Raw genomic sequence first — 26,452 nt, 5'->3', positions numbered from 1 at the left:
GACGGTTCAGTTCAAACCCCAATGCCGCAACTCTTGAGACCAGCAAAAGAATCCGCGGACGTTGTGTATGGCCCAGCCGGTACCGTCAGCTACCTGTGCGACGGTGTCGTCCTTGGGCTTGTACAGCGAGGTGGGCACCTGCTGCGCGCGCGCCCTTGCGGAAGGACTTCGAGGCCGAGCTGCTGACACTCCCGGCGGGCAAGCACGACGACCAAGTCGATGCGCTGGGGCTGGTTGGGCAGCTGCTGGACAAGATGACCAGGGGAACCGCGCGCAAGCCCGAGGCGAAGGAGCCGCGGGCCAGCTGGACGCGGCTGTTCGATCAGGAGGACCTCGGCGTCGCCGATTGGCGCATTGTCTGACGACAGGGGTGTTCACCATGGACCAACGACCGATGCTCGATGGTGAACAGGCAGGCTCACGACATTGCGGGGCGTTGCAGCCAACTTGGCCCCATCGCGTCTGGCGCCACGATCAGCGATTACGGAGGCGAGACATGCGGCGCATGCCGAAGCATGTGGTGGTGATAGTCACTGTGCTGCTGGCGGGTTCAGGACTGGTGTCGGTGGTGCAAGCGGAACCTGACGTGCAGCGTGGGAAGGGGTCATTCTACGACGCCGACCGGTTTGAAGGCCGCCCTATGGCCAATGGTGACCGCTTTGACCCGCAATCCAATGCAGCAGCCAGCAAGACCCTGCCGCTCGGCACCGTGGCCGATGTGACGAACCGCGAGACGGGCGAGACCCGCCGCGTGGTGATCGAGGACCGCGGGCCCTACGTGCAGGGGCGGTTCATCGACCTCTCGCCGAGGACGGCCGACGAGCTTGGCATGCGCCGCGACGGCGTGGCGCCGGTGGAGGTGAAGCCTGTCGGCCAGCTGCCGAACAAGGCGCGCGATGGCAAGGCGGGGACCGGGTAGCCAGCTTCCGCCATGCGCGACTAACCGGGTGACTACGCCATTGCCGCCACCGCCGCCGATGGACTGCATCACGATGCCGGAGGAGTGCAGACCAGAGGTCGCAATGCTGCCCGTGCTTGCCACCTCGACGCTGCCGCCGTTGCCGCCACCAGCGCCTGAGCCGCCGACGACGATGTTCAGGAGCGCGTTCGTTCGGCTCTTGCCAGTCGCATTGCCGCCGCCTCCAACGATGCTCTGCGCCAGGATGCCGGGGGAGTTGCTTCCGGTTGTAGTGATGGAGGAGACCGCAGCGCCGACGAGCCCGACGGGACCGCCGGTGCCACCGTTGCCGCCGCCGGCGTCCCACCCCCCGCTCTGGCCGCCCGTGCCGAAGGACTGCGCGAGGACGCCGGGGGAGTCCGCGCTGGTGGTGCTGACGCTTCCCCAATTCTCCACGTACACGCGTCCCGCCTCGGCGCACGTACCTGCTTGGCCGCCGCTGCCGCCGTTGCCAGCGCCGCCGCCATCGTTATTGGAGCCGCTAGCGTTGCTGCTGGTGCCCTGCTCGCTGGCGCCGCCCGTGGTGTTGGTGTAGAGCCCCACCGACAGCAGGGCTCCACTGTTCGGCACCCATGTCTGTGCCGCGTTCGGGTTGTTGGGCCCGCCGGTCATCGGGGTGTCCCGTGTGCCCGCCACGACGGTGCCGGCCGCCCTGCCGTCGCCGGAAGTGGTCACCGTCTTCTGATGGCCGCTGTAGCCGCCGACGCCGCCGGCACCGCCATCGGCCTGGATCACGGTGATCCCGCTGGCCGAGGTGCCGGGCTGCGTCGTGACGGTCAGGGTGCTGCCGTCGCCCCCCTACCGCCTTCGGCACCCGAATGGTCGGTGCCCGTGTAGGTCCAACCGGTTCCGCCCGCGCCGTCGGTGGTCTGGATGACGATCCCCCTGGCCGCGTAGGTGACGCCGGGGATGTTCACGTTCGCTGTCCCAACGGGGGTGCCGGGCGCGCCGGGGTACTGGTTGTTTGGGGCCGCGGGCGGCTGCACGACGTAGTCGCAAGCATCGCCTTCATAGGAGGCGCAGTCGTCCGCAGTCGCATCGCCTGCGGTGGAGAGCAGGACAAGCGGTACCGCGACGACCGTTGCGAGCGCCGTGCCAGCGCAGGAGGAGACCAGCCCTGCGCGAAGCGAAACCGCCGTGGACGAAAAGCTTGGCTGAACATCCTGCGCGGACCGCTCCGGCTCGTGCCTCCCGGCACAGGCCGAAGAGGAGGATCCGGAGATCATCCGGGAGGAGGCCCTGCGGGCTGAGCGGTTCAGGCGAAGCATGATGCGGTTCCCGAGATCGGTGTGGAACCGGGTATGCCTCCTGCCCCGACGGGTGGTCCTGAAAGAGCGCACAACAAGGACCGATCGTTCTCCGACACCGCACTCGGGCTATTTTTCGGAGCGGCACGCTGAGCTTGGCTATGCGCCAATCCTGCTGCAGGCGGTTTCGCCCTGGTGGTCGACAGGCGATGCGCAACAATCGCTTTATAAGATCTCGCCGGATGGCAGAGAACTGAGAACTCTACCGCCACAAGGTCGCACCGCGGCCCATGGGCCGTGGCCGCACTTAGCTACGCGGAGGAGCATCCCGGCCCACGCTCATTGCCTCCGCCATCACTGGGCGTGGCAGAGCGTCAGGGATCAAATCTCGGAGCTCGGCGCCTCCATAAGGCCGCCCATTCTGGCCGCCGTTGCGAGGCGTATCGCCATGTCGAAAGCTCGCTGGTGACGCTCGCGGTCTTGCTCTCGCCGGAGAAGCCAGAAGATCGGCTCCGTCCCACTGCCCCATCCGGGCCGGAGCTTTCCGACCTGACGCAATGCCTCGCGCGCGTCCTCAATCGGGCCGGCCTCTATCGCGGCGACGACCATTGTGCGGAAGCACAGCGCATAGTCGGGCACTTGTGCCGCGCACTGACGTAGTTCGTGTACGGCCTCCTCGGCCCGACCGCGCAGGAGGAGGACACGCCCGAGTACGGCATGGGCCAAAGGATGGCCGTGCCGATTCCGGGCGAGGGTCTCCCCGCAAAACGTCTTCGGCCTCCTTTGGGTAACTCGCCGACGTCAGCACCTCGGCGACGGTAATCCGTGCGCCCTTGCCCGCGACACGGTCCCCGTTCAATGCGAGACGGGCGGCGCTCACCTCCTCTTTCCACCGCTCCCCCAAGCCGAGCGTCAGGGAGAGCACGGCGAGAAAGAAGGGCGATTCCGGCCCCAATCTGATGGCGCGGCGCGCAAGCCGGATCGCCCGCTCGGCCAGTTCCGACGATGTGGGCCCGTCCCAACCGTGCACCATGGCCCGCGTCAGCGCGAGGGCGTGCCAGGCAGGAACTGGTGAGTACTCTGGATCGAGCGCTGCCGCGCGGATGAACGGCTCCCGTGCCGTTTCCAAGTCGACCCCGTTTCGGCACTGGAAGAGTGACCTTCCCCCGTAGAAGTAGTCCGTTGGTAAGGTAGTCCGGCGGCTACGGAGGAGGTTTGGATGGCGCCGAGGAAGGCGCACACGCCGGAGGAGATCGTCGCCAAGCTGCGGCAGGTCGAGGTTCTGGTAGGTCAGGGCAAGTCGGTGGCCGAGGCGGTCCGATCGATCGGGGTCACGGAGCCGAACTACTACCGCTGGCAGTCGGAGTACGGCGGCCTGAAGGTGGACCAGGTGAAGCGGTTGAAGGAGTTGGAACGCGAGAACGTCCGGCGGCGGTTGGAAGTCTCGGACCTGACGCTGGAGAAGGTCATTCTGAAGGAAGCCGCTTCAGGAGAATGGTGAGCCCTGCGCGGCGGTGGGCCTGTGTCGACCATGTGGTGCGCGAGCTCGGGGTGTCCGAGCGGCGGGCGTGCAAGGTGCTGGGGCAGCAGCGCTCGACGCAGCGGAAGGCGCCGCGCGGGGCAGGTGATGAGGCCCTGCTGACAGCTGACATCGTCGAACTGGCGACGCGCTACGGCCGGTATGGCTATTGCCGGATCACGGCGCTGCTGCGGGATGCGGGCTGGTCGGTGAACCGCAAGCGCGTCGAGCGGATCTGGCGACGCGAGGGGGTGAGGTGCCGCAGCGGCCGCCAAAGCGCGGCAGGCTGTGGCTGGCGGACGGCTCCTGCATCCGGCTGCGGCCGGAGCGGCCGAACCACGTCTGGGCCTGCGATTTTGTCGAGGACCGAACCCGGGACGGGCGGAAGTTCCGGATGCTATGCGTAGTCGACGAGTTCACCCGCGAGGCGCTGGCGATCCGCGTCGCACGCAAGCTCAGCGCACCGGACGTGATCGACATGCTGGCCGACCTGTTCCTGGCGCATGGGACGCCTGCGCATATCCGCTCAAACCAAGGGCCGGAGTTCATCGCCGAGGCGGTAGAGGTCTGGATCACCGCCATTGGCGCGAATGCGGCGTAGATCGAGAAGGCAAGCCGCTGGGAGAATGGCTAGGTTGAATTCTTCAACGGCAAGCTGCGCGACGAGCTGCTGAACGGCGAGCTGTTCAACACGCTCAGGGAAGCCCAGGTGCTGATTGAGGAATGACGGCAGCATTACAACCGGGTCAGGCCGCACGCGTCGCTGGGGTATCGCCCGCCCGCGCCGGAGACAGCGTCCATGACCAGGTCGCACCTCAGCTCGGGAGCGGCTGCAGCGGCGGTCCACTAGAATTCCACCCCGACCACTCAATGGGGGCCGGTCAGTCACGGGCGGCGACCCGCCGGGTCAGCGTCTCGGTCTTGCCGGAGCCGGCGCCGGCCAGCACCAGCAGCGGGGCCGGCGTGGTCGCGTCGGCGCGCTGCGCCGGGTTCAGGCAGGCAAGGTGGATGGACATTGGGGATACCGGAGCTTGGCTACAGCCGCGTGGCCTGGAGCGGTGTGGGCCGCTGGCAATCTTCTGGCTAGGGCAGGCGCGTCGAGCGCCTCAAAGGTTTTGGCAGTCCCGCCATGGCCCTCGCAGGCCATTAGGCGCGGTCGCACCGCGTGGTCCTCGCTCGGCAACCCGAGGAGGACGATCCGTTCGACCCGGCCAGCCCGCCGGTCTCGATAGCGAGGCAGAAGGCCAGAAGCTCAGCCGCCGCTTCAACAGGACTAGGGACAGCCGCATTGGCCAGGGCCAAGGCAAGATCGAGCGGGCCCATCGCGCCACTGCGCGGGCGTGACAAGCTGAACCCGTGACGTTTGGTCATTGCGGCGCATCTCGTTCCAATGCCGCTTACTGGTAGGGAACTCAAAACGGTCCGGCATGCTTTTCGTCGTTGCGGGCAGGGTCGGGCTTGGCAATTGGCGCTTCCAAAGCGCCGGAGACGGGAGCATGCGATGATCGGGCAAAAACCTCTGTCCCTGCATGTTCCGGAACCCGCGGTTCGGCCGGGCGACAAACCCGACTTCCACCACCTGTCGATTCCCCGGGCCGGCGCGGTCCGCCGTGCCGCCGATCGATGTTCCGGCGCACGAGATCCACGACCTCGCCTACTCCATCATTCGCGTGCTCGACCGCCAGGGCCAAGCGGTCGGACCATGGGCGCCTGCGCTGGATGCGGAGGCGCTGAAAGCCGGGCTGCGCGCCATGATGAAGACCCGCGCCTATGACGCGCGGATGATGATGGCGCAGCGTCAGGGCAAGACATCATTCTACATGCCCTGCACCGGCGAGGAGGCGGTGGCCTGCGGCTCCCAGACCGCACTCGAGAAGGGCGACATGGATTTTCCGACGTACCGCCAGCAAGGACTGCTGATCGCGCAGGACTGGTCCCTGGTCGATATGATGTGCCAAGTCTTCTCCAACGCGCAGGACCGCCTGCTTGGGCGGCAGCTGCCGGTACTCTATTCCGTGCGAGACGCCGGGTTCTTCTCCATCTCCGGCAACCTCGCCACGCAATACGTGCAGGCCGTGGGCTGGGCCATGGCCTCGGCGATCAGCGGCGACACCCGTGTCGCCGCGGCCTGGGTCGGCGAGGGCTCGACCGCCGAGAGCGACTTCCACGCGGCCCTGGTCTTCGCCTCGGTCTATCGGCCGCCGGTGATCCTCAACGTGGTCAACAACCAGTGGGCCATTTCCACCTTCCAGGGGGTGGCGGGCGGCGAGAACGCGCCCTTCGCGGCCCGCGCGCATGGCTATGGCATCCCCTCGCTGCGGGTCGACGGCAACGATTATCTCGCGGTGCACGCCGCGACCACCTGGGCGGTAGAGCGGGCGCGCCGCAACCTCGGCGCCACGCTGATCGAGTGGGTGACCTACCGGGCCGGCGCGCATTCCAGCTCGGACGATCCCTCCCGCTACCGGCCGAAGGAGGAGTCCGACGCTTGGCCGCTCGGTGACCCGATCGAGCGGCTAAAGAACCATTTGGTGGCGCTCGGCGCCTGGAGCGAGGCGCGGCAGACCCAGTTGCGCGCCGAGATCGAGGAGGAGGTGCTGGAGGCGGCGCGCGAGGCGGAGCGCCATGGCACCCTGCATGACGGCCCGAAACCCAGCGCCGCCACCATGTTCGAGGGCGTCTACAAGGAGATGCCTCGCCACCTGCGCGAGCAGCGCCAGGCGATGGGGATCTGAGCATGCCGCGCCGGACCATGGTGGAAGCGATCCGCGACGCGCTCGACGTGATGATGGGCCGCGACAGCCGCGTCGTCGTCTTCGGCGAGGACGTCGGCTATTTCGGCGGTGTGTTCCGCGCGACGGAGGGGCTGCAGCGCAAGTACGGGACGTCCCGCTGCTTCGATGCGCCAATCTCCGAAGGCGGCATCATCGGCGTCGCCGTCGGCATGGGCGCCTACGGCCTGCGTCCCGTCGCCGAGATCCAGTTCGCCGACTACATGTATCCCGGCTACGACCAGATCGTCTCCGAGGCGGCGCGGCTGCGCTACCGCTCGGCCGGCGAGTTCACCGCGCCCATGGTGGTGCGGATGCCCTGTGGCGGCGGCATCTTCGGCGGCCAGACCCACAGCCAGAGTCCCGAGGCGCTGTTCACCCATGTCTGCGGCCTGAAGACCGTCATCCCCTCCAATCCCCATGACGCCAAGGGCCTGCTGATCGCGGCGATCGAGGACGACGACCCGGTCATCTTCCTGGAGCCGAAGCGGGTCTACAATGGCCCCTTCAACGGGCATCACGACCAGCCCGTGGTGCCCTGGGCGCGGCATCCGCTCGGCGAGACGCCGGACGGGCACTACACCGTCCCGCTCGGCCAGGCCGCAGTGCGGCGGGAAGGCACGGCGGTCACGGTGCTCGCCTACGGCACCATGGTGCATGTGGCCGAGGCGGCGGCGGCCGAGACCGGCGTTGATGCAGAGATCATCGACCTGCGCACGCTGGTCCCGCTGGATGTCGAGGCAATCGAGCGGTCGGTGCGGAAGACCGGCCGCTGCGTGATCCTGCACGAGGCGACGCGCACCTCGGGCTTCGGCGCCGAGCTTTCGGCGCAGGTGCAGGAGCGCTGTTTCTACCACCTGGAGGCACCGATCCTGCGCGTCACCGGCTGGGACACGCCCTATCCGCACGCGCAGGAATGGGACTACTTCCCCGGCCCCGACCGCGTCGGCCGGGCGCTGCACGCCGTGCTGGAGGCCTGAGATGGGCACCCGCATGGTCAAGCTGCCAGATATTGGCGAGGGCGTCGCCGAGGCCGAACTGGTCGGCTGGCACGTCAAGGTCGGCGACGTGGTGCGGGAGGAACAGCCACTGGCCGAAGTGATGACTGACAAGGCAACGGTCGAGATTCCCTCCCCGGTCGCCGGCACCATCCTCGCTCTAGGCGGCGAGGTGGGCAGCACGCTGGCAGTGGGCGGGAAGCTCGTGCGGATCGAGATGCCCGGCCAGGAGGACGGCGCGGCGCCGCCGGTCCCGCGCCCGGCGGCGCCACCCCTGCGGCGCAGGAGCCGCCCGCGGCGGCACCCTCGCACCCGCCCCGCCGGAGCCCGCGCCGCCGCCGCGGCAGGGCGTGGCGCCGCGTCCGCCGGGCGAGCGGCCGATCGCCTCGCCGGCGGTGCGGCTGCGGGCGCGGGAGGCGGGGATCGACCTGCGCCAGCTGCGCGGCAGCGGCCCGGCCAGGCGCATCCGGCACGAGGATCTCGACGCGCTGCTGCGCGGTGGCGACGGCGGCGCCGCGCCGGCCCCGGCCGCGCGCGGCGCCGATACACGGGTTGAGGAGATCAAGGTGACCGGCCTGCGCCGCCGCATCGCCGAGCGGATGGCGGAGGCGACGCGGCGGGTCGCGCATTTCTCCTATGTCGAGGAGATCGACCTGACCGCGCTCGAGGAATTGCGCGCCGCGCTGAACGCCGGGGCGGCGGCGCGGCCCAAGCTGACACTGCTGCCCTTCCTGATGCTGGCCGTGGTCCGCGCCATCGCCGACTTCCCGCAGATGAACGCGCTCTACGACGATGAGGCCGGCATCATCCGGCGGCATGGCGGCGTGCATCTCGGCATCGCCACGCAGACGCCCTCCGGCCTGGTCGTGCCTGTCGTGCGCCATGCCGAGGCGCGCGACCTGTGGGACTGCGCGGCGGAGCTGAAGCGCCTGTCGGAGGCCGCGCGGACCGGGCAGGCGGCACGGGACGAGCTCGGCGGCTCGACCATCACCATCACCAGCCTCGGTGCGCTGGGCGGCATTGCCAGCACGCCGGTGGTCAACTGGCCGGAAGTGGCGATCATCGGCGTCAACCGGATGGCGGTGCGGCCGATGTGGATCGGCGGCGGCGTGGTGCCGCGCAAGATGATGAACCTGTCCTGCTCCTTCGACCACCGGGTCATCGACGGCTATGACGCGGCGGTCTTCGTCCAGCGCATCAAGGGCCTGCTGGAGCAGCCCGCGCGGATCTTCCTGGAGGGATGAGATGGGCGACCTGACCACCGGGCTTCTCGTCCTCGGCGGCGGCCCCGGCGGCTACAGTGCCGCGGCCCGGGCCGGGGAGCTCGGGATCGGCACCGTGCTGGTCGAGCAGGCCAGCCTCGGCGGCACCTGCCTGAATGTCGGCTGCATCCCGTCGAAGGCGCTGATCCACGTGGCCGCGGGATTCGGCCGCGCCGCCGAGCTGGCCCATGCCTCCCCCTTCGGCCTGCGGGCCGGGGCGCCGAGCCTCGACCTCGCCCAGGCGGTCGCCTGGAAGGACGGCATCGTCGGCCGGCTGAATGCGGGCGTCGCCACGCTGCTGAAGCAGGGCAGGGTGCGCACGGTGCAGGGGCGCGGCACCATGCTCGACGGCAAGACCTGCCGGGTCGAGACCGATACCGGGCCGCAGACCATCCGCGCCCGGCACGTGCTGTTGGCGACCGGCTCCGCGCCGATGCCGTTGCCGGCGCTGCCCTTCGGCGGCCGGGTGATCTCCTCGACCGAGGCGCTGTCGCTGCCGCGCGTGCCGGAGCGCTTGGCGGTGGTGGGCGCCGGCTATATCGGGCTCGAGCTCGGCATGGCCTTCGCCCGGCTCGGGGCCGCGGTCACGGTGGTGGAGGCCGCCGACCGCATCCTGCCTGGCTGGGATGCCGATCTCACGCGCCCCGTCCTGCGCGGGATGCAGCGCCTGGGGATCGAGGTGCTGACCGCCACCGAGGCGCGCGGCTTGGCCCCGGACGGCGCGGCGCTGCGGGTCGCCGCGGCCGACGGGGCGGAGCGCACGATCCCGGCCGAGGCCATCCTGGTCGCGGTCGGCCGCCGGCCCTGCACGACGGGCTTCGGGCTGGAAGCGCTGGATCTCGCGATGGACGGGCTGTTCATCCGCGTCGACGCGGGCTGCGCGACCTCGATGCGGGATGTCTGGGCGGTGGGCGACGTCGCGGGCGGGCCGATGCTGGCGCATCGCGCCATGGCGCAGGGCCGGATGGTGGCGGAGCTGGTGGCCGGACGGCGCCGCCGCTTCGAGCCGATGGCGATCCCGGCGATCTGCTTCACCAGCCCGGAGGTCGTCTCGGTCGGCCTGTCGCCGGCCGAGGCGCGCCAGGCCGGGCTGGCAATCCGGGTCGGCCAGTACCCCTTTTCCGCCAATGGCCGGGCGCTGACCGAAGCGGCGGAGGAGGGCTTCGTGCGCATCGTCGCGCGCACCGACACCCATCTGGTGCTCGGCATCCAGGCGGTCGGCGCCGGGGTCACAGAGTTGGTCGCGGGCTTTAGCTTGGCACTAGAGATGGGGGCCCGGCTGGAGGACATCGCCGGCACGATCCACGCGCACCCGACGCGGGGCGAGGCGTTCCACGAAGCCGCGCTCCGCGCCATTGGCCAGGCGCAACATACGGCATGAATGCCATATGCCCGTTCTTCCGGAGGTAGCCTTTGCGTGGTGCGGCCGCTGACCGGGTAAGGCGAGGTTATGGAGCGCGGCCGGCTGTCATCTCCTTCCAAGCCGATCCGATGGTTTGGAAGAAGATGACAGCCGACCGTGGGATGTTGGCCTAGGCACCAACGCCCGCGTCACTCGCACGAGCGATCTCCCGCCTCAAGTGGTTGGTGGTCGGGTGTCCCGCGCGACCGGGGTCGCAGCCCGTCTAGGAATATATCGACCAAGCGCATGACCTGCGTCTGCCAGCCCGGCCCGTCCTGCAAGTAGGAGAGCCCGACCACCGCGCGAAGCAGATCGTCGGGGCTGATGTCGGTACGGACCGCGCCGGCTTCCGCCGCCGGGCGGAGCAGCGTGCCAATCGCTTCCTGCAACCGGCCGCTGGTGTAACTCATGAGCTCCGGCGGCTTGTGCGCGGCCAGCGCCAGCGCTGCCGCCATGCCCTTCTTTGTCGCCACAAACTCCACCAGTGACCGCATCCAGCGTCGCAGGCCCTCGAGCGGAGGCGCCACGCCGACGAGCTGCACGGCATGGTCCGCAAGCTGTTCCACCTCCCGCCGGTAAACCGCCTCGTAGAGCGCCTCTCGCGTCGGGAAGTGGCGGTAAAGCGTCCCGATGCCCACGCCTGCCTGCCGGGCGACGGCCTCCAGCCCGGTCTCGGTGCCGCCCTGGCTAAACAGGGCCTTCGCCGCCTCCAACACGCGTTCACGATTCCGGATAGCGTCCGCCCTGGGCTTACGCTGGCTTCTGCCCTGCTCCTCGGTCATCGCCGGACACGGTCTCCCCACACAAAAAAACGGAGAAGGCCTCCGCTTGCTCCTTGTAAGCGGAGGTCAGCTCCGTATATCACACCGCGACGGCGCAACGGCCAGTCCCGCCGCCACCCGTATCCCGCCGCCGGCCAGCCTAGGGACCCTTGGCCGCGCAGCTTATCCGCACACCGCTGCCATCGGAGGCTCCGCATGAGCTTGTCGATTACCCTCACGATCAATCGCGTCCCGAAGACCCTTTGCCTCGACGATCCGCGCGTCACCCTGCTCGACCTGCTGCGAGAGCGGCTCGACCTCACCGGCACCAAGAAGGGCTGCGACCGAGGCCAGTGCGGCGCCTGCACCATCTTGGTGGACGGCCGCAGGGTGAACGCCTGCCTGGCGCTTGCGATCAGCCATGATGGGGCAGAGATCCTGACCATCGAGGGCCTCTCTGAGGGCGGGGTGCTGCACCCTGTGCAAGCCGCCTTCATCGCGCATGACGCCCTCCAGTGCGGCTTTTGTACGCCTGGCCAAATCATGAGCGCGGTCGGCCTGATTGAAGAGGGTCATGCCGGCGATGATCCGGAGCGCGTGCGGGAAGGGATGAGCGGCAATCTATGCCGCTGCGCTGCCTATCGCGGAATCACCGAGGCGGTGGTGGAAGCCACGCGCGCCATGGCCGGCACGAAGACGCAGGAGGCCGCATGAACCGCTTTGACTATGTTCGCCCCCGCACGGTCGCCGAAGCCGTTGCTGCGGGCGCTCAGCCCGGCAGCGCGTATCTCGCGGCCGGCACCAACCTACTAGACCTGATGAAGATCGGCGTGGCGCGCCCGGCGCGGCTGGTGGACCTGAACCACCTGCCGGGGCTGGCGGCCATCGAACACGCGCCGGACGGCGGCGTCAGGATCGGCGCGCAGGTGCGCAACGCCGACCTCGCCCACGAGCCGGACTTCGCGCGCCGCTTCCCGGCAGTGGCGGAAGCGTTGCTCTCCGGCGCCTCGGCGCAGCTCCGCAACGCTGCGACGGTGGGCGGTAATCTGCTGCAGCGGACCCGCTGCACCTATTTCCAGGACACCGCCAGCGCCTGTAACAAACGCGCCCCTGGAAGCGGCTGCGACGCGCGCGACGGCGAGAACCGGTTGCACGCCGTGCTCGGCTGGAGCGACGCCTGCATCGCCACCCATCCCTCTGATTTCTGCGTGCCGCTCGCAGCCTTCGAGGCGGTGGTGGAGATCGAGGGACCGGCCGGTCGCCGCGAGGTTCCGCTGCAAGACTTTCATCTGCTGCCCGGCAGCACTCCGGAGCGCGAAACGGTGCTCGCGCCAGGCGAGCTGATCGTCGCGCTACGCTTGCCGGCCGAGGCGGCGGGTTTCGCCGCGCATAGCCGTTACGTGAAGCTGCGGGAGCGCACCTCTTACGCCTTCGCCGTGGTCTCCGCGGCGGCTGGGCTGCGGATTGAGGACGGCCGGATCGCTGCGGCGCGGCTCGCGCTGGGCGGCGTCGCCGCCAAACCCTGGCGCGCGGAGGCAGCCGAGACGGCGCTGCTCGGCGCCGCACCCGAGGCAGACGCCTTCCGCCGCGCAGCAGAACTTGCCCTCGCGGAGGCGCGGCCCTCGGGTGAAAACATCTTCAAGATCGAGCTAGCGCGGCGCATCGTGGTGCGCGCCCTGACGCTCGCCGCGGCCGGCACGCCGGCGCGGCTGCCAGCGCTGCCGGCATCCTCCTTTGCCCCAATCCCGAGAGGCCTGCATGGTTGAGGTCAACCGCATGCGGCACGGCTCCAATGCCGGCCAGCCGATCACGCGCCGCGACGGCGTGCTGAAGGTGACGGGCACGGCCCGTTACGCTGCCGATAATCATCCGCCAGGGATGCTCTACGCCGTAGCCGCCGCGGCTCGCATTGCCCGCGGCCGCGTCGCCGCGCTAGACTTGGCGGCGGCCCGGGCGCATCCAGGCGTGGTCGAGGTGATGACGCCGGCCAACCGCCCCGCGCTCACCCTTCACCCGGACGATAAATCCGTCCCCTTCTCCTTCCGCATGGACCTGCTGCAGGACGACCGGGTGCGCTACGCCGGCCAGCCCGTCGCGGTGGTGATCGCCGATACGCTGGAGGCCGCGACGGAAGGCGCAGCGCTGCTCGCGCCCCGCTACGAGGCCGAGCCCGTCAATGTCACGCTCGACGCCCCCGGCGCCTTCGTGCCGGAGATGGTCGGTGTCGGCGACCCGGGCGAGCAGCATCATGGCGACGTGGAGGCCGGGCTGGCCGCGGCGGCGCGGCAGATCGAGGCGACCTACGAGACGCCGACGCAGTTCCACAACGCGATGGAGCCGCATGGAGTCGTCGCGGTCTGGGACGGCGACGCGCTCTCACTCGACATGCCGACGCAGGGCTTCGCGTTGACGCAGATGCGGCTCGCGGCCTTGTTCGGCGTCCGAGCGGAGGACATTCACATCCGCAGTCCCTTCATTGGCGGCGGCTTCGGCTCGAAGCTGCTGACAGGGCCGCAGGTGCTGGGCATCCTTGCGGCGCGCCTGGTCGGTCGGCCGGTAAAGCTCGTGCTGACGCGGGCGCAGATGTACGGCCCGGTGACCCACCGAGCACCGACGCGGCAAACGCTGCGCCTTGGTGCCGCGTCGGACGGGGCACTAACCGCACTGCATCACCATGTCCGCACCGCGACGAGCCGCTTCGACGACTTTCTCGAACCCTCGGCCGGCGTCAGCCACACGCTCTACGCCGCGCCGGCAATCGCGACGACCTACGACGCGGTGCGGCAGGACACCGGGACGCCCGGCTTCATGCGCGCCCCCGGCGAGGCGAGCGGCAGCCTGGCGTTGGAGAGCGCGATCGACGAGCTGGCGTCAGCCTGCGGCATGGATCCGTTGGAGTTCCGCCTGCGCAACTACGCCGAGGCGGAGCCGATCTCGGGTAAGCCTTTCTCCTCCAAGGCGCTGCGGGAGTGCTACGCGCAGGGCGCGGCGCGCTTCGGCTGGTCCGGCCGCCCGCTCACGCCGCGCAGCTTGAGAGATGCGGAGGGCAAGCTGGTCGGCTGGGGCCTCGGCACTGCGACTTTCCCGGCGATGATGTTCCAGGCCGAGGCGCGCGCGGTGATCCGGCGTGACGGCACCGGCGTGGTCGAGACCGGTGCACACGACATGGGGCAGGGCGCTTGGACGGCCTTCGCCCAAATCGCGGCGGAAAGCCTCGGCCTGGATGTAGGGCAGGTCGATTCCGCTCCGGCAGCTCCAACCTGCCGAATGCCGGCATCGCGGGCGGCTCCACGCATACCGCGACGGCCGGCAGCGCGATCCAAGCGGCGGGCGAGCAGGCAGTGGCGCGGCTGGCGGAACTCGCGCTGGCAGATCCACGCTCACCGCTCTTCGGTGCCGACAATGTCGGCGTCGTCGCGCGCAACGGCAGGCTGGTGCGGTGGGACGACGAGAGGCGCAGCGACAGTTTCGTCGAGATTCTTGACCGTGCCGGGCGGGAGATGGTGGAAGGCCGCGGCAGCGCCGCCGCGGATGCCGCGGCTGCGGAGCGCTACGCGATGCACGCGCATGGCGCGGTATTCGCGGAGGTCAAGGTGGACCCAGAGCTCGGTCAGGTCCGCGTCACGCGGCTGGTCGGCGCCTTCGCCGCAGGCCGGATCATCAACCCGCGCCTGGTGGAGAGCCAGTATTATGGCGGCATGATCTGGGGCGTGTCCTTCGCCCTGCACGAACGCGCCGTGCTGGACCGCCGCACCGGGCGCGTGATGAACGCCGATCTGGCCGAGTACCACGTGCCGGTGAACGCCGACATTCCCTCGGTCGAGGCCATCCTCATTGAGGAGGAGGATCCGCATGTGAATGCGCTCGGCGTGAAGGGCGTCGGCGAGATCGGCATCACCGGCACCGCCGGCGCGGTGGCGAATGCAGTCTGGCACGCGACCGGCGTGCGGGTCCGCCGCTTTCCGATCGCCATCGAGGAACTCCTCGGCTGAGCCGAGGGCGGGCCGAACCGGGGCATCCCGGTTCGGCCCGCTTCTGGGAGTGTTCCGCGTCCGTTGGCGCAGGCGAGCTGTCCATGCCCGGCCACAGGTCCGCTCCCCGCCTTTATGCGACCATGAGGTTGCGCTGCATCGGTGCATCTGAGCTGCGCCGTTCAGCAAACGCGGCGATCTCCAGAATTCCTCGCGTAGGCCCAGCCCATCACGCACGCCTGACCGGCCCCATTGAGTGGTCGGGGTGGGATTCTAGTGGACCGCCGCTGCAGCCGCTCCCGAGCTGAGGTGCGACCTGGTCATGGACGCTGTCTCCGGCGCGGGCGGGCGATACCCCAGCGACGCGTGCGGCCTGACCCGGTTGTAATGCTGCCGTCATTCCTCAATCAGCACCTGGGCTTCCCTGAGCGTGTTGAACAGCTCGCCGTTCAGCAGCTCGTCGCGCAGCTTGCCGTTGAAGAATTCAACCTAGCCATTCTCCCAGCGGCTTGCCTTCTCGATCTACGCCGCATTCGCGCCAATGGCGGTGATCCAGACCTCTACCGCCTCGGCGATGAACTCCGGCCCTTGGTTTGAGCGGATATGCGCAGGCGTCCCATGCGCCAGGAACAGGTCGGCCAGCATGTCGATCACGTCCGGTGCGCTGAGCTTGCGTGCGACGCGGATCGCCAGCGCCTCGCGGGTGAACTCGTCGACTACGCATAGCATCCGGAACTTCCGCCCGTCCCGGGTTCGGTCCTCGACAAAATCGCAGGCCCAGACGTGGTTCGGCCGCTCCGGCCGCAGCCGGATGCAGGAGCCGTCCGCCAGCCACAGCCTGCCGCGCTTTGGCGGCCGCTGCGGCACCTCACCCCTCGCGTCGCCAGATCCGCTCGACGCGCTTGCGGTTCACCGACCAGCCCGCATCCCGCAGCAGCGCCGTGATCCGGCAATAGCCATACCGGCCGTAGCGCGTCGCCAGTTCGACGATGTCAGCTGTCAGCAGGGCCTCATCACCTGCCCCGCGCGGCGCCTTCCGCTGCGTCGAGCGCTGCTGCCCCAGCACCTTGCACGCCCGCCGCTCGGACACCCCGAGCTCGCGCACCACATGGTCGACACAGGCCCACCGCCGCGCAGGGCTCACCATTCTCCTGAAGCGGCTTCCTTCAGAATGACCTTCTCCAGCGTCAGGTCCGAGACTTCCAACCGCCGCCGGACGTTCTCGCGTTCCAACTCCTTCAACCGCTTCACCTGGTCCACCTTCAGGCCGCCGTACTCCGACTGCCAGCGGTAGTAGTTCGGCTCCGTGACCCCGATCGATCGGACCGCCTCGGCCACCGACTTGCCCTGACCTACCAGAACCTCGACCTGCCGCAGCTTGGCGACGATCTCCTCCGGCGTGTGCGCCTTCCTCGGCGCCATCCAAACCTCCTCCGTAGCCGCCGGACTACCTTACCAACGGACTACTTCTACGGGGGAAGGTCAGCTGGAACCATGACATATCTGATCCGGCCGTCCTGCCGCGCCGGCTGTTTCGCTTTGCAACCGCACAGCGACTACCCCGTGTGCTTGAGCGTCCGTTCATGCCGGCCGATAGAAGTCGACTTGTTAGAACAAAGCGTCATCGAGCTTGAGACGGACTCCGTCGTGGACCCAGATTCGCCGGCCGAACGGTCCATGCAGCGCCACTGCCACATACCGATCGACGCTGACGCTCTCCAACTTGAGATCCAGCGTCGCGGCACTCGTTGATCACCGCCTTGATAGAATGGAAGGCGTTGTCCGGAGACTGATGCCGAAGCTCCACGCGCAGAGGCTCTGGCTTAGCCGTGCGGAGTGCGCAGGCGATTCGAAACGCGAGCTCCCGTAGCTCAGGCCTGATGAAGTGAGCCTCCGGGTATGCATCGCATCTTACATCAGGGCCGATGTGCCAGCCTGTTCCCGGTCGCCAAGCGGAAGTGTCATAGGCTAGCGCCCGTATAGGCGGTCCAACACGCCAGCAATCTCCACAAGCCGCTCCGCCGCGATGTCAAACCGGTCTCCATTGGCGAGCCGCCTCGCCCAGTCCGCTGCCGCACGTCCGCCCCACTCGTCTGGCGGTTCCGCCAGTCCGTCGCGCGCGGTGCCACGGTATCGCTCAGCGACAAAGTCATAGAAGGACCCATTCACATTACGCAACGCCGCGCCACCCTCTGTTCCAAAAAAGGACGCGGAGATGACCGCATCACACCCCGCTTGGAGGTGCCAGGAGCAGGCGAGCCGCACAACGGCGCCCGTGGACAGCTCCAGCGTCGCCACGGCGTAGTCCTCTACGCGGTCTGGTTCGAGACCGAGCGGTTCGCCGTCCCTGAACAATTTACTTGTGACATTACTGACGCTCGGGAAGTCCAGCGTCCATAGCGCGAGGTCGACCAGGTGAACACCAAGGTCCATGACGCAGCCGCCACCCGAAAGCGCGGGATCATAGAACCAGGGCTTGTCGGGGCCATAGGCGTTGTGGAAGACAAGGTCGACCGCATAGATGCGTCCCAACCCCCGGACTGAACGACCTCGCGGATGCGCTGCATCCCTTCCGTGAAGCGGTAAGAGAGATCGACAGCCAAGAGCCGGTCCGCCTTGCGGGCCGCATTGACCACGGCTCGTGCTTCCGCCGCTGTCCGCCCAAGTGGCTTCTGGCAGAACACTCCGGCGCCGCGCTCGAGCGCCCGGACGGACTGCTCCGCATGCAACGCGCTCGGTGTGGCGATCACGACTCCGTCTACCTGCTCGTCCAGGAGATCGTCCAGTGTAGCGACCAGCTTCGCTTCAGGCGCCAGCCGGTGAGCCTCTTTGGCCATCTCAAGCGAAGGTTCAGCGACGGCTGCGACCTCGATCGCGTTCGTCTCGAGAATAGCCTTCATCCTATGGCGGCCAATCCAGCCGACACCGAGAAAGCCGAGGCGCGGGCGCGCGAGGGCTGGCCGCTCCGGTAGCCTGTCGGTCGGGATCTGTGTCATTTAGGAATGACCAGCGCTTTGAGGAAGCCGTCCGGTCTGTCGCGCGTGGCGTCGAGAGCCTCCCCCAGCCGCTCTAGCGGGAAGCGGTGCGTGTAAAGCGGCGATGGATCGAGCCGGCCGGACGCGACGGCGTCTACAGCTTCGCGGATTCCTTGCACATAGACCTTCAGATCGCGCTCATGCGCATTGATCACGTCCAGGCCGCGCCAATTCCAAAGCCACATGTTGACCTGCCGCGGTCCGTCCTGGTGGTAGCCGGCGACAATGAGACGGCCGCGTTCCCGTGTCCAGCTCTCGCAGCGAGATCTAGAGGCCATTGCTTGCCAACGGCCTCGATAACGCGATCGCAAAGGCTGCCGCCGGTCAGCGCCTTCACCTGCCCGATGATTGCGTGATGGTCGTCCATCGGGATGGTCTCGGCCGCACCCATTTGCCTGGCCAGGTCGAGCGAGAACGGGCGCCGCGAGATGGCGATCACCCGCGCGCCGGCATCGGTGGCCAGTCGGGTGAGGATAGCGCCGAGGAAACCGATCCCAACGATGGCGACGGTCTGCCCCGCCTTGATCTCGCTTCTTCGAAAAATGTTCATGGCGCAGCCGAGGGGCTCGCCGGGGAAGGGGGACTCAGCCATTGAGCGCGGAAGTCAGATCACCGCCCCAGCGTCGGCTACATCATACTCTGCATAGCTGTTGTAGGAGAGGGCAGCGACCCGATCACCGACCGACAGCGCCCCCACAGCCTCCCCAACAGCGTCCACCACCCCCCAGCCCTCATGCCCGAGCGAGCCAGGTGCAGTGGGAAACTGCATCCACTCCGGTCCAGCCCAGGGGTGAGATTGGATGCACAGACGCCGCAGCCTTCCAGCCGGATGCGGACCTGCCCGGCCGCAGGCTGCGGGATCGCGACCTCCTCCATCCGCACTCGTCCTGGCCCGGTCAGGACCGCGGCCCGCATTGTCCCCACAGCACGCATCCTGCTCACCTCCTGCTCAACCACTCGTTCTGCACGATCGTCGCCCCGCGTAGCGGGACCTCATCTCCTGGGCCCAGAAGGAACACCGCAAGCCTTTCCGGGCTCCGCGAGAATACCGAAGGTTGCGAGGCACTTGCTGCCCGTGTCCTCTCATCGGCGATGCATCACGCCATGCGGGCTCTGGCTGCGCCGAGGACGCCGCGTTCGTCGGGCGTGTCGATACACCGGCATAGCGCCTTGGCGAATTCAAAGGTGCCGAAGGCTGCGAGGGTGGACGCCGCCAGTGCGCCACCAAGGCCGTGCGCCTCGCTAGGGTCTACTTCGTAGGCGGCGCGCATGAGGAAGCCACCGATGACCAGGAACACGACGGCGCGGGCGGCATGGCCCAGCCGGCCGAGAGGTATCACGCAGGTCGCTGTGGCTCGGTCGCAAGCAAGGTGCCGCGCGAAGGAGCCAGACCATGCCTTGTGCCCCATGCCGAGGTCTGCGCCGATGATCGCCAGACCGATGGCGGTGGCGAGCCAACGACCGGAGGGCTGCGCGAGCAACCACCGCGTCCAGCCGCGCGCCGACTGCGCCTCCCCGCCACCGGTTCCCAAGCCGAAAGGGAGGCTCATGGCGGACACACCAAGCCCAGTATTGGCAAGGGCGAAGACCATCTGACCAAAGCGGACGACCTAGCGCGCGGTGTGCGGCCAAGCCCGTCGGCGTCCAGGAGCGACTGAAAGACGCGCCAGAGAGCAAAACCGGACAGCCCAAGCGCCACGAGCAGGAGGAGAGCAGCGCCAAGGGGCTGGAAAAGCAGTGTCTGCAACGCGCCTTTCGTGCCCATCGCGCCGCCAACCTGACCACAGGTCGCGAGTAGGGCCAAGAAGCCGGTCAGTAGGTTCACAACACCACGGGCCACATATTCGAGGCGAGCGAACGGCTCCAGGCGGCTGCGGCGGGCGCCCAACATCGAACCAGATCCATCTGTGTACCGGCGAAGCCGAAACGGGGATGGTCCGGTTCGGTTCCGAGAGGTCAGGAGCTTTGGTCGAGCGAGGCGCCGTATGCTGCTGCCCTCACGAGCCTCTGTCATGCGGCTGGTCGAGGCAAAGCGGGCAGAGCACACCAGTCTTGGCTGACCGGCCTTCGTGGAGAGTGACCTCCAGCGGGGCTCGGCGCCAACGAGGGAGTGTTCAGTATCGCCTGGGACTCATCCGAATGAGCATGAGCAACTTCGTCGTCGCTGGAGGGAATGAAGCGGCTGGACCAGGATGGCGAGATGACGCCCGAGGTGCGGCATCGCACCAGTCGCTATCCTAACAAACGCGCCGAGTGGAATCGGCCGACACGGCGGCGAGAGCGGTACCTGCAGCGGTTCATGTCACCCGAACAGGCCCAGCGGTTCTTGTCATCCCACGCCATGATCTACGGCCATTTTCGTGCGCGGCGGCACCTGATGGCCGCAACACGGTACCGGCGCCCTCCGGGTGTGGCGGCAGAAGACGTGCGTTCAGACGGCAGCTTGAGGGCGAGGACAACTGCCCAGCCCGCTTCGGCGCGCACTCTGACCCAACAACTTGGCAAGGCCCGCTCAGCCATTCTCGGCTACGCGGTCGACCATATAGGAGCCCTTGGCACCCTGCTTGTGCGTCCGATCTGCTCCAGCACGCTGACCTAAAGGCCTGCGATTCTCGAGCGCAGCAAAAAGGCGCCGACGGCGTGTATGGCCCAGCCGGCACCGTCATCTACCTGTGCAACGATGGCGTCCTCGGGCCGGCCCAGCAAGGTGGGCACCTGCTGCGGCACGCGCCGTGGCGGAAGGATTTCGAGGCCGGGCTGCTGACCTCTCCGGCCGGCAACCATGACGATATGGTCGATACGCGGGCGCTGGTCGGACAGCTTGCTGGACAAGATGATTTGGCGGAGCGCGCGCAGATCCGAGGCCAAGGAGCCGACAGAAAGCTGGGCGAGGCTATTCGATCGGCAAGAATTCGGCGTCGCCGACTGGCGCATCGCCGACCACAAAGCTGCTCACCACCGACTAGAAGCCGTTGCTCGGTGGTGAACAGGTCGGGTTCGGCGCCGAGCCAGGAATGGTACTGCTCGGCGCCGATCAAACCTACATCTTTGAAGCGCTCAGTAGCGCGATCCGTACTGGTATGGCCGGCTGTGGCGCCAGGAGTGGCGGGGCGGTGGTGCATAGCGATGCCAGTGATGTCGCGGTGGCGGCACATAGTGCTGGTAATGATAACCTTGACCGGCATAACCACGTTGGTAGTGCACCGGCGTCACTTCCTGAGTGAAGCTCGCTGGCGACCTGTCGCGGAACGATGCCGCGGCCGCAGTGTCGGTCGTGGTACCGACCGTGAAGTATTCCGAGACCGAGAGCGGCTGCAACGAGAAGGCTACGCACCGTGTCCTCCTACTGGATGTCCGAGGAGGCATGGTGGCACCCAGGTGACGGCGTGATCGGGGCCGGATTGCCGCTGCATCAGGGCAGAATGTAACGCTGCGTACAGCCGCTTGGACGCCGCCTTTGTTGCCGTTGACGAAGGTGGGCTTGGTTCGCACAGGCGGCGCGAGGCGGGGACATTCGTCGTCGGTCAGTGCATAGCGGGACATTGGAGCGCTCTGCGGTGCTTGTTGACGGAATCGTCGAACAAGGGGGCGCTCGTAGGAGCGGAAAGCATGGGTTACACAGCCTGGCACTGCCACGTCGCCGGCTCGCCAGACGGCAAAATCACCCGCCCGGACGGGTCTGTCGATGACTGGTTGGCGACGGATGACCCAGCTGAAGACCTTGGGTTCGATGCCTTCCTCACCGGTGTCGACGCGATCCTGATGTGACCTGGGACGTACGACGCGGTTCGGCGCCTTGGCGATTGGCCGTATTCCGGCAAGCACATGGTAGTCCTGACGACCCGGTCGCTGGACGACCCGCCACCGACCGGGCTGGAAGCCCGCGCCGGCGACATATCCGAGATCGCCGCTGAACTCGAGGCCCAAGGATACTGCCGCATTTGGATCGAGGGCGGAGGCCGAGTGGTTCAGTCCCAAGTCGCGATCGGCAAGCTCGACGTGCACGAGCTAGCGATGATCTCTGTCATTCTGGGCAAGGGCATCCTGCTTTTCCAGTACGCGGGGGCGAGCTGAAGCTTCGGCTCGTCAAGGGTGAGGCCAATACAAAGGGCGCGGTACATCTCGTCTATGAGGGCATGGCCTGACCCGACCCAACACCGAGCCGACGTTGAAGACGGATGCTAATCGCCGGTCGACCGCGCCGTCACCCTCGCCACAGTTGCGTGGGTCCACGCACCCGAGCCCCTTGGCATCGACGCTTCTTGCTCGGTCAGCGCCCGGACGATCGCCGCGCAGTTCTGAGTATGAGCGATGTCCGGCTGTACCTCCATCGGCCTGCACCGGGCGCTGTTGTACAGGGACCGCGGAAGCTGCTCTTCGTTGGATGGATGGCGGAAAAGGAGGCCGAAAGAGTCCAAGGTCGACCCGTTGCAACACTTCGCAGCCCCGGACAGGGCTCCTCGTCGTCACGCGGCCGGCGCCGGCCGCCCAACGATGATACTTAGTGGCGAGTGGGTTGGGATGACCTCGACAAGGTCGAAGCCGCTGCTGTTCAGGAGCGCCTGAAACTCCTGAGCCGTGCGCTCCGAGGCGCCGTACTGCACGAGCATGTTCAGGTCGAAGGAATTGCCGCTCGGGTCCTGGTTGGGCGGCCCAACGACCCGTTCGATCGCGAGTAGCATCGCTGTCGCTGGCATGGCGCGGCGGCAACTGCGCAGGATCTCGGTCGCCTCGCATTCGCCCCAGTCGTGCAGGACGGACTTCATGATGTAGGCGTCCCCCGCACCGGGAACGGCTTGGAAGAAATCGCCCGCGGCGACTTGGCAGCGTTGCGCCAAGCCGGCCGAGGCAAAGACCCCCGCCGCCGTGGCGGTAACCTGCGGCTGGTCGAACAGGATGCCACGGGCTTCGGGACAGGCGAGCAAGATGGCTTTCAGCAGGTAGCCCTCGCCGCCGCCGACATCAACGATGCAGCCGAACCTGCCGAAGTCGTAGGCCTCCGTCACCGCCTGCGCCTCGGTGCGCGAGAGGGCCGTCATCGCGGCGTCGAACAGAGCCCGCTCCTCAGGATGTTGGTCGCGGTAGGTCCAGGCGTCCACCCCGCAGGTGAACCGGGTCACGCCTTCTCCGGTAAGAACGCCGTGCAGCAGGTTGCCCCACGACTGCCACATGCCGGGCGTCCCGATCCAGCGCGCGTAGTCGCGCCGCGAGCCCAGGGCATCGTCGGTGAGGCAGGTGCCGAACGGTGTGAGCGAGAAGCGCCGGCCCTCAGCCTCGTGGAAGACGCCGATCGCGGCCAGGGCTCGCAGCAGCCGGTAAAGCGACGCCGGATGTGCGCTGCAGGCCTGGGCCAAGGCGTCGCTCGGCTGCGGGCCATCCTTCAGGTGGTCCGCCACGCCGAGCGTGGCAGCGACGTGCAGAGCTTGAGAAACCTGATACCCGTTGATCAGTCGCATCAACTCGGCCGAGTGAGCGGTCGTGGTCCTGGCGTCCTTCAACGCAACCCCGCCGGAAATCCCGGTCGCGGCCGTCTCGTGGGACTGGTTGCCAACCATGGATCGTGCACTCCCTGGCGCGCCAGCGAAAGATGACGAAAGGCGCCTCGGTGGTCGACCCCCACATTGGGGTGCGGCAACTGCCCAGAAGGGTCGCCATCCTTGCACCCGGATCGTTCATACCGCATGCCGTCGCCAGGAGTCCGCTTTCCTCGCCTCGACAGGAGAGGTCAAAACGCCGCCCGCACCAGCACCCGCGCGACCGTCGTGTGAGTCCACGCACCCGCCCGTCCCTCGGCCCCCCTGTGCTCGGCCAGCGCCCGCGGAAGATGTGGTGTGCGGGTGCGAAGAGATGCCCTTTGTTTGGTGGGTAGTGCAGGAGGAGCGCGAAAGAAGTCGAGTTTGACCCAGAGCCAACCTTGCGTCCTTACGGCTCCGGCCAGCGGCGATTCCACAGCCGAAGGTCTACTTCCCAAGCCGCTGGGTCCGATGCCACACATGGTGTTGCAAAAAAAGAGGCGATCTCATACTTCGTTTGAAGCATCGCTTGTGCGGCGGGCCTTGAACCTTCCCAATGCATCGCCGGGAGAAGGTCAAGGGAGGAACAACGATGCTGACGCGACGGCTGTTCTCCGCGTGCTGGATTTGCAGCGCAGCAAGTCTGATAGCGTCCGAGGTCGAGGCGCAGCAAGCGCCGCAGGTCCAGAGCAAGGGGCTAACCCGCACAGTCCTGAACCAGACCGAGCTTCCTGGCGGTACCCATGTGGTCATCCAAGTCGTCGTCGAAGTGCCACCGAACTCGGATGTCGAGCGGCACGTGCACCCGGGGATTGAGACCGGCTATGTCATGGAGGGCACGGGAATGCTGTACCTCGAAGGACGAGACCCGATTGAGTTGAAGCCGGGCGTCGGCTTTCAGGTGCCGCAAGGGGTCCGCCACAGCGCCAAGAATGGGCCGACGGTTACGAAGATCACTGGCACCCTCACCGTCGAGAAGGGCAAGCCCGCCGCCTCGCCGGCATAGTGCGGGTCGAATGGTCTGAGGCAGCTTGGCCCGCTGCCTCGGGCTGCATATGCAGTAGTCCGCTCATGGTTTGTGACGGCATTGCCAAGTTGTTGGGCCAGACTGCGCGCCGAAGCGGGCTGGGCAGTTGTCCTCGCCCTCAAGCTGCCGTCTGAACGCACGTCTTCTGCCGCCACACCCGGAGGGCGCCGGTACCGTGTTGCGGCCATCAGGTGCCGCCGCGCACGGAAATGGCCGTTGATCATGGCGTGGGATGACAGGAACCGCTGGGCCTGTTCGGGTGACATGAACCGCTGCAGGTACCGCTCTCGTCGCCGCGTCGGCCGATGCCAACTCTCGGCGCGGTTGTTGAGGTAGCGACTGGTGCGATGCCGCACCTCGGGCAGGATCTCGCGCCGGGCCACGCCGTGTCTGGGCAGACCGTCGGTGACGAGGCGCCGGGGCTCGTACTTCCAGGCCGACGAGCCGCCGCTTGAAGAACTGCTTCGCGGCCGTCGCATTTCGCAGAATGATCTCGTGGGTGACTGCGATGCCCCGCTCGGACAGGATGAGCTCCACTTCGCGCTGGCTCAGGCCGAAGACGTGGTGGAGCCATACGGCGCGGCTGGCGATCTCAGCTGGAAAGCATCGGCCAGGGTAGAAGGCGGGCTCGGGCGTCATCTCGCCATCCTGGTCCAGCCGCTTCAGTCCCTCCAGCGACGACGGAGTTGCTCACGCCCTTACGCCACAGGCAGTGCCGTTCGACGTCCCGGGGCCCAGTGGCGCGGGAGCAAGGGATGTGATCGGGGCTGGTGCGTCCATTCTGTCTGGCGATTCCTCCAGACAAAGGCTGCTTACTGGCCGGTGCCGCCCGCGCAAGGAACGGCCGATCATGCGACCCCAGTCAACCATGCGAATATTGCAGGAACGGGTCACGATTGGACAGGCCGCCGGTCGGTTGCCACCGTCGGTTCAGCCTATCCTCCTCGCACCAACATCATGAGCCGCGGCTGTTCTTCGGAAGCCTCCAGTTTCTGGACGACTTCCTTTGCGCTCCTCGCGCCATGCCGTCCTCCTGCATGCGCTTGTACCTGAGCATCTCCGGGCAGGAGCACGGCACAGGATGTCAATGGCCCGCAGCGCCAGCCTTCGCCAGGCCGAGCCGTCGAGGTCGCCGGGTCAAGGCATTCGTCTGCGCGCAGGGTTGCCCCAAGGTCAGCGTCCTCACCGCAGGCGTTCAGGCGGCAAATTGACTTCAGCCACGCGCCAGGGGAAGGCGACGAGGATCCGTCTGTCATGGATGTCGCGATTCACCCTATTTTCCGGAATAATGCGCGGCCTTGATCACGCGCCCTGGCCCGCGTGCCGGCCGGCATGCTCCTGCCCTGCCTTGAGGCGGATTGCCCTCACGCGCCATGCCCATAGCCGTAGCTGTTGTGCCGAAGAGATGCCCGATCGCCTGGCGAGGTCTTCTCCAGATAAGCCTCGACGAGCAAAGGATACAGGCTCTGTCGTCGCTCGCGTGTGCGGCTCCGCAGTCGCGGCTAGGCAGGCCGAGAGGGGTCCGAGCCGGTCGGTCTTGGCGCAGAACTCGAGTGAGTGAATCTCGACCCTGCCGTGCTCCGGATGGGCGCCGCGTGACCGACCTATGACGCCCCGTTGAGCCGATCCTTCAGCGCCTTCGCCGGAGCGAACTTGGCCACCTTGGATGCGGCAATCTGGATTGCCGCACCGGTCTGCGGATTACGGCCTTCGCGCGCCGCGCGTTCGGTCGCGCTGAAGATCCCGAAGCCGTTCAGCCGCACTTCCTTGCCGGCGACGAGCTCGTCCGCTACGGCACTGAGCACGGCATCGATGGCCTTGGCGGCGTCCGCCTTCGAGAGGCCAGCTGCATCGGCGACATGGGATATCAGGTCGGCCTGGTTCATGGGTGATCTACTCTCGCTAGATGAGGATGCTCCGCTACAACCTGGTGGCCGGCGGAGCAAGCGTGGCGATCGAGCCCACCTCGAGATGCATGGAAGGCTTGC

General features: G+C 67.6%; 26 protein-coding genes and 7 pseudogenes. 18 read left to right on the top strand and 15 right to left on the bottom strand.

The window, feature by feature from the left end; genetic code table 11:
• The first annotated feature begins 155 nt into the window (after positions 1-155).
• A complete protein-coding gene (locus ACQ86J_RS08425; protein WP_431270765.1) occupies positions 156-362 on the top strand; it encodes a hypothetical protein in 207 nt (68 codons plus the stop codon).
• Positions 363-379: 17 nt separating this feature from the next.
• Positions 380-919 (top strand): septal ring lytic transglycosylase RlpA family protein, encoded by a 540-nt coding sequence (locus ACQ86J_RS08420; RefSeq protein WP_431270764.1) that lies wholly within the window; start codon positions 380-382, stop codon positions 917-919.
• Between the two features lie 815 nt (positions 920-1,734).
• Here the strand turns inward: ACQ86J_RS08420 and ACQ86J_RS08415 are convergent.
• Positions 1,735-2,226 carry a hypothetical protein gene (locus ACQ86J_RS08415; protein ID WP_431270763.1) on the bottom strand — a complete coding sequence of 164 codons (492 nt, stop codon included), beginning with the start codon at positions 2,224-2,226 and terminating at the stop codon, positions 1,735-1,737.
• Between the two features lie 1,198 nt (positions 2,227-3,424).
• Here ACQ86J_RS08415 and ACQ86J_RS08410 point away from each other — a divergent pair.
• Positions 3,425-4,574, top strand: a pseudogene (locus ACQ86J_RS08410) (IS3 family transposase).
• A 43-nt stretch (positions 4,575-4,617) separates the two neighbouring features.
• Here the strand turns inward: ACQ86J_RS08410 and ACQ86J_RS08405 are convergent.
• Positions 4,618-4,740 (bottom strand): annotated as a pseudogene (locus ACQ86J_RS08405) (UvrD-helicase domain-containing protein); the annotation flags it as partial.
• A gap of 374 nt (positions 4,741-5,114) precedes the next feature.
• On the opposite strand from ACQ86J_RS08405, the pseudogene ACQ86J_RS08400 reads away from it, so the two are divergent.
• The 6 genes and pseudogenes from ACQ86J_RS08400 to lpdA all read left to right on the top strand — a co-directional run.
• Positions 5,115-5,291, top strand: a pseudogene (locus ACQ86J_RS08400) (hypothetical protein); the annotation flags it as partial.
• 43 nt (positions 5,292-5,334) lie between these two features.
• Positions 5,335-6,459, top strand: a complete 1,125-nt coding sequence (locus ACQ86J_RS08395) for a thiamine pyrophosphate-dependent dehydrogenase E1 component subunit alpha (protein WP_431270762.1) — start codon at positions 5,335-5,337, stop codon at positions 6,457-6,459.
• A 2-nt stretch (positions 6,460-6,461) separates the two neighbouring features.
• Entirely contained in the window at positions 6,462-7,475 is a 1,014-nt protein-coding gene (locus ACQ86J_RS08390) for an alpha-ketoacid dehydrogenase subunit beta (protein WP_431270761.1), read from the top strand.
• A gap of 1 nt (position 7,476) precedes the next feature.
• Positions 7,477-7,647: pseudogene (locus ACQ86J_RS08385) on the top strand (biotin/lipoyl-containing protein); the annotation flags it as partial.
• 196 nt (positions 7,648-7,843) lie between these two features.
• Positions 7,844-8,737: a dihydrolipoamide acetyltransferase family protein gene (locus ACQ86J_RS08380; RefSeq protein ID WP_431270760.1), complete on the top strand. Its 894-nt coding sequence runs from the start codon at positions 7,844-7,846 to the stop codon at positions 8,735-8,737.
• A gap of 1 nt (position 8,738) precedes the next feature.
• Entirely contained in the window at positions 8,739-10,136 is a 1,398-nt protein-coding gene (lpdA, locus tag ACQ86J_RS08375; protein WP_431270759.1) for a dihydrolipoyl dehydrogenase, read from the top strand.
• Between the two features lie 170 nt (positions 10,137-10,306).
• Here lpdA and ACQ86J_RS08370 read toward each other — a convergent pair whose 3' ends face one another.
• Positions 10,307-10,939, bottom strand: a complete 633-nt coding sequence (locus tag ACQ86J_RS08370; RefSeq protein ID WP_431270758.1) for a TetR/AcrR family transcriptional regulator — start codon at positions 10,937-10,939, stop codon at positions 10,307-10,309.
• A gap of 195 nt (positions 10,940-11,134) precedes the next feature.
• Here ACQ86J_RS08370 and ACQ86J_RS08365 point away from each other — a divergent pair, with 195 nt between their 5' ends.
• The 4 genes and pseudogenes from ACQ86J_RS08365 to ACQ86J_RS08350 all read left to right on the top strand — a co-directional run bounded on the left by ACQ86J_RS08365 (position 11,135) and on the right by ACQ86J_RS08350 (position 14,910).
• Positions 11,135-11,632: a (2Fe-2S)-binding protein gene (locus tag ACQ86J_RS08365; protein ID WP_431270757.1), complete on the top strand. Its 498-nt coding sequence runs from the start codon at positions 11,135-11,137 to the stop codon at positions 11,630-11,632.
• On the top strand, positions 11,629-12,684 hold the full coding sequence (locus ACQ86J_RS08360; protein WP_431270756.1) for an FAD binding domain-containing protein: 1,056 nt from the start codon (positions 11,629-11,631) through the stop codon (positions 12,682-12,684). The genes ACQ86J_RS08365 and ACQ86J_RS08360 overlap by 4 nt, the downstream gene beginning before the upstream one ends.
• Positions 12,677-14,104: pseudogene (locus ACQ86J_RS08355) on the top strand (xanthine dehydrogenase family protein molybdopterin-binding subunit); the annotation flags it as partial. The gene ACQ86J_RS08360 and the pseudogene ACQ86J_RS08355, both read left to right, overlap by 8 nt.
• Positions 14,098-14,910, top strand: a complete 813-nt coding sequence (locus ACQ86J_RS08350; RefSeq protein ID WP_431272336.1) for a xanthine dehydrogenase family protein molybdopterin-binding subunit — start codon at positions 14,098-14,100, stop codon at positions 14,908-14,910. The pseudogene ACQ86J_RS08355 and the gene ACQ86J_RS08350, both read left to right, overlap by 7 nt.
• Positions 14,911-15,162: 252 nt before the next feature.
• On the opposite strand, the pseudogene ACQ86J_RS08345 reads toward ACQ86J_RS08350, so the two are convergent.
• The 8 genes and pseudogenes from ACQ86J_RS08345 to ACQ86J_RS08310 all read right to left on the bottom strand — a co-directional run bounded on the left by ACQ86J_RS08345 (position 15,163) and on the right by ACQ86J_RS08310 (position 19,815).
• A pseudogene (locus ACQ86J_RS08345) lies at positions 15,163-16,311 on the bottom strand (IS3 family transposase).
• Positions 16,312-16,857: 546 nt separating this feature from the next.
• A complete protein-coding gene (locus ACQ86J_RS08340; RefSeq protein ID WP_431270755.1) occupies positions 16,858-17,421 on the bottom strand; it encodes a Gfo/Idh/MocA family protein in 564 nt (187 codons plus the stop codon).
• A 119-nt stretch (positions 17,422-17,540) separates the two neighbouring features.
• Positions 17,541-17,789: pseudogene (locus ACQ86J_RS08335) on the bottom strand (Gfo/Idh/MocA family oxidoreductase); the annotation flags it as partial.
• 92 nt (positions 17,790-17,881) lie between these two features.
• Positions 17,882-18,079, bottom strand: coding sequence for a hypothetical protein (locus ACQ86J_RS08330; protein ID WP_431270754.1), 198 nt, complete (start codon positions 18,077-18,079; stop codon positions 17,882-17,884).
• Positions 18,076-18,474 carry a zinc-binding dehydrogenase gene (locus ACQ86J_RS08325; RefSeq protein ID WP_431270753.1) on the bottom strand — a complete coding sequence of 133 codons (399 nt, stop codon included), beginning with the start codon at positions 18,472-18,474 and terminating at the stop codon, positions 18,076-18,078. The genes ACQ86J_RS08330 and ACQ86J_RS08325 overlap by 4 nt, the downstream gene beginning before the upstream one ends.
• A gap of 54 nt (positions 18,475-18,528) precedes the next feature.
• A complete protein-coding gene (locus tag ACQ86J_RS08320; RefSeq protein ID WP_431270752.1) occupies positions 18,529-18,693 on the bottom strand; it encodes an alcohol dehydrogenase catalytic domain-containing protein in 165 nt (54 codons plus the stop codon).
• Positions 18,694-19,021: 328 nt separating this feature from the next.
• The gene (locus tag ACQ86J_RS08315; protein WP_431270751.1) at positions 19,022-19,474 is read right to left on the bottom strand and encodes a DUF1206 domain-containing protein; all 453 of its coding nucleotides are present in this window, start codon (positions 19,472-19,474) and stop codon (positions 19,022-19,024) included.
• The gene (locus tag ACQ86J_RS08310) at positions 19,471-19,815 is read right to left on the bottom strand and encodes a DUF1206 domain-containing protein (RefSeq protein ID WP_431270750.1); all 345 of its coding nucleotides are present in this window, start codon (positions 19,813-19,815) and stop codon (positions 19,471-19,473) included. The genes ACQ86J_RS08315 and ACQ86J_RS08310 overlap by 4 nt, the downstream gene beginning before the upstream one ends.
• 282 nt (positions 19,816-20,097) lie before the next feature.
• Here ACQ86J_RS08310 and ACQ86J_RS08305 point away from each other — a divergent pair, with 282 nt between their 5' ends.
• Positions 20,098-20,523: a hypothetical protein gene (locus ACQ86J_RS08305; protein ID WP_431270749.1), complete on the top strand. Its 426-nt coding sequence runs from the start codon at positions 20,098-20,100 to the stop codon at positions 20,521-20,523.
• Here the strand turns inward: ACQ86J_RS08305 and ACQ86J_RS08300 are convergent.
• Positions 20,520-20,756 carry a hypothetical protein gene (locus ACQ86J_RS08300; protein WP_431270748.1) on the bottom strand — a complete coding sequence of 79 codons (237 nt, stop codon included), beginning with the start codon at positions 20,754-20,756 and terminating at the stop codon, positions 20,520-20,522. The two genes, ACQ86J_RS08305 and ACQ86J_RS08300, sit on opposite strands and share 4 nt — an antisense overlap.
• Positions 20,757-20,938: 182 nt before the next feature.
• Between ACQ86J_RS08300 and ACQ86J_RS08295 the strand changes: the two genes are divergently transcribed.
• From ACQ86J_RS08295 to ACQ86J_RS08285, 3 genes are all read left to right on the top strand, one after another.
• The gene (locus tag ACQ86J_RS08295) at positions 20,939-21,148 is read left to right on the top strand and encodes a hypothetical protein (protein WP_431270747.1); all 210 of its coding nucleotides are present in this window, start codon (positions 20,939-20,941) and stop codon (positions 21,146-21,148) included.
• A 385-nt stretch (positions 21,149-21,533) separates the two neighbouring features.
• Positions 21,534-21,692 (top strand): hypothetical protein, encoded by a 159-nt coding sequence (locus ACQ86J_RS08290; RefSeq protein ID WP_431270746.1) that lies wholly within the window; start codon positions 21,534-21,536, stop codon positions 21,690-21,692.
• A 57-nt stretch (positions 21,693-21,749) separates the two neighbouring features.
• Positions 21,750-21,998 (top strand): dihydrofolate reductase family protein, encoded by a 249-nt coding sequence (locus tag ACQ86J_RS08285; RefSeq protein WP_431270745.1) that lies wholly within the window; start codon positions 21,750-21,752, stop codon positions 21,996-21,998.
• 392 nt (positions 21,999-22,390) lie between these two features.
• On the opposite strand, the gene ACQ86J_RS08280 is transcribed toward ACQ86J_RS08285, so the two are convergent.
• Entirely contained in the window at positions 22,391-23,479 is a 1,089-nt protein-coding gene (locus tag ACQ86J_RS08280) for a methyltransferase (RefSeq protein ID WP_431270744.1), read from the bottom strand.
• A gap of 550 nt (positions 23,480-24,029) precedes the next feature.
• On the opposite strand from ACQ86J_RS08280, the gene ACQ86J_RS08275 reads away from it, so the two are divergent.
• Entirely contained in the window at positions 24,030-24,443 is a 414-nt protein-coding gene (locus ACQ86J_RS08275) for a cupin domain-containing protein (protein ID WP_431270743.1), read from the top strand.
• Here the strand turns inward: ACQ86J_RS08275 and ACQ86J_RS08270 are convergent.
• Positions 24,335-24,943, bottom strand: coding sequence for a DDE-type integrase/transposase/recombinase (locus ACQ86J_RS08270; RefSeq protein ID WP_431270742.1), 609 nt, complete (start codon positions 24,941-24,943; stop codon positions 24,335-24,337). The two genes, ACQ86J_RS08275 and ACQ86J_RS08270, sit on opposite strands and share 109 nt — an antisense overlap.
• Positions 24,944-26,068: 1,125 nt before the next feature.
• On the bottom strand, positions 26,069-26,350 hold the full coding sequence (locus ACQ86J_RS08265) for an HU family DNA-binding protein (RefSeq protein ID WP_431270741.1): 282 nt from the start codon (positions 26,348-26,350) through the stop codon (positions 26,069-26,071).
• Positions 26,351-26,452: the final 102 nt, after the last annotated feature.

It is taken from the genome of Dankookia sp. P2, from assembly GCF_050632255.1.
Lineage (GTDB): Bacteria > Pseudomonadota > Alphaproteobacteria > Acetobacterales > Acetobacteraceae > Paracraurococcus.
Note: the sequence above shows the minus strand (reverse complement) of the source record. Positions and strands in the feature narration are given on the sequence as shown.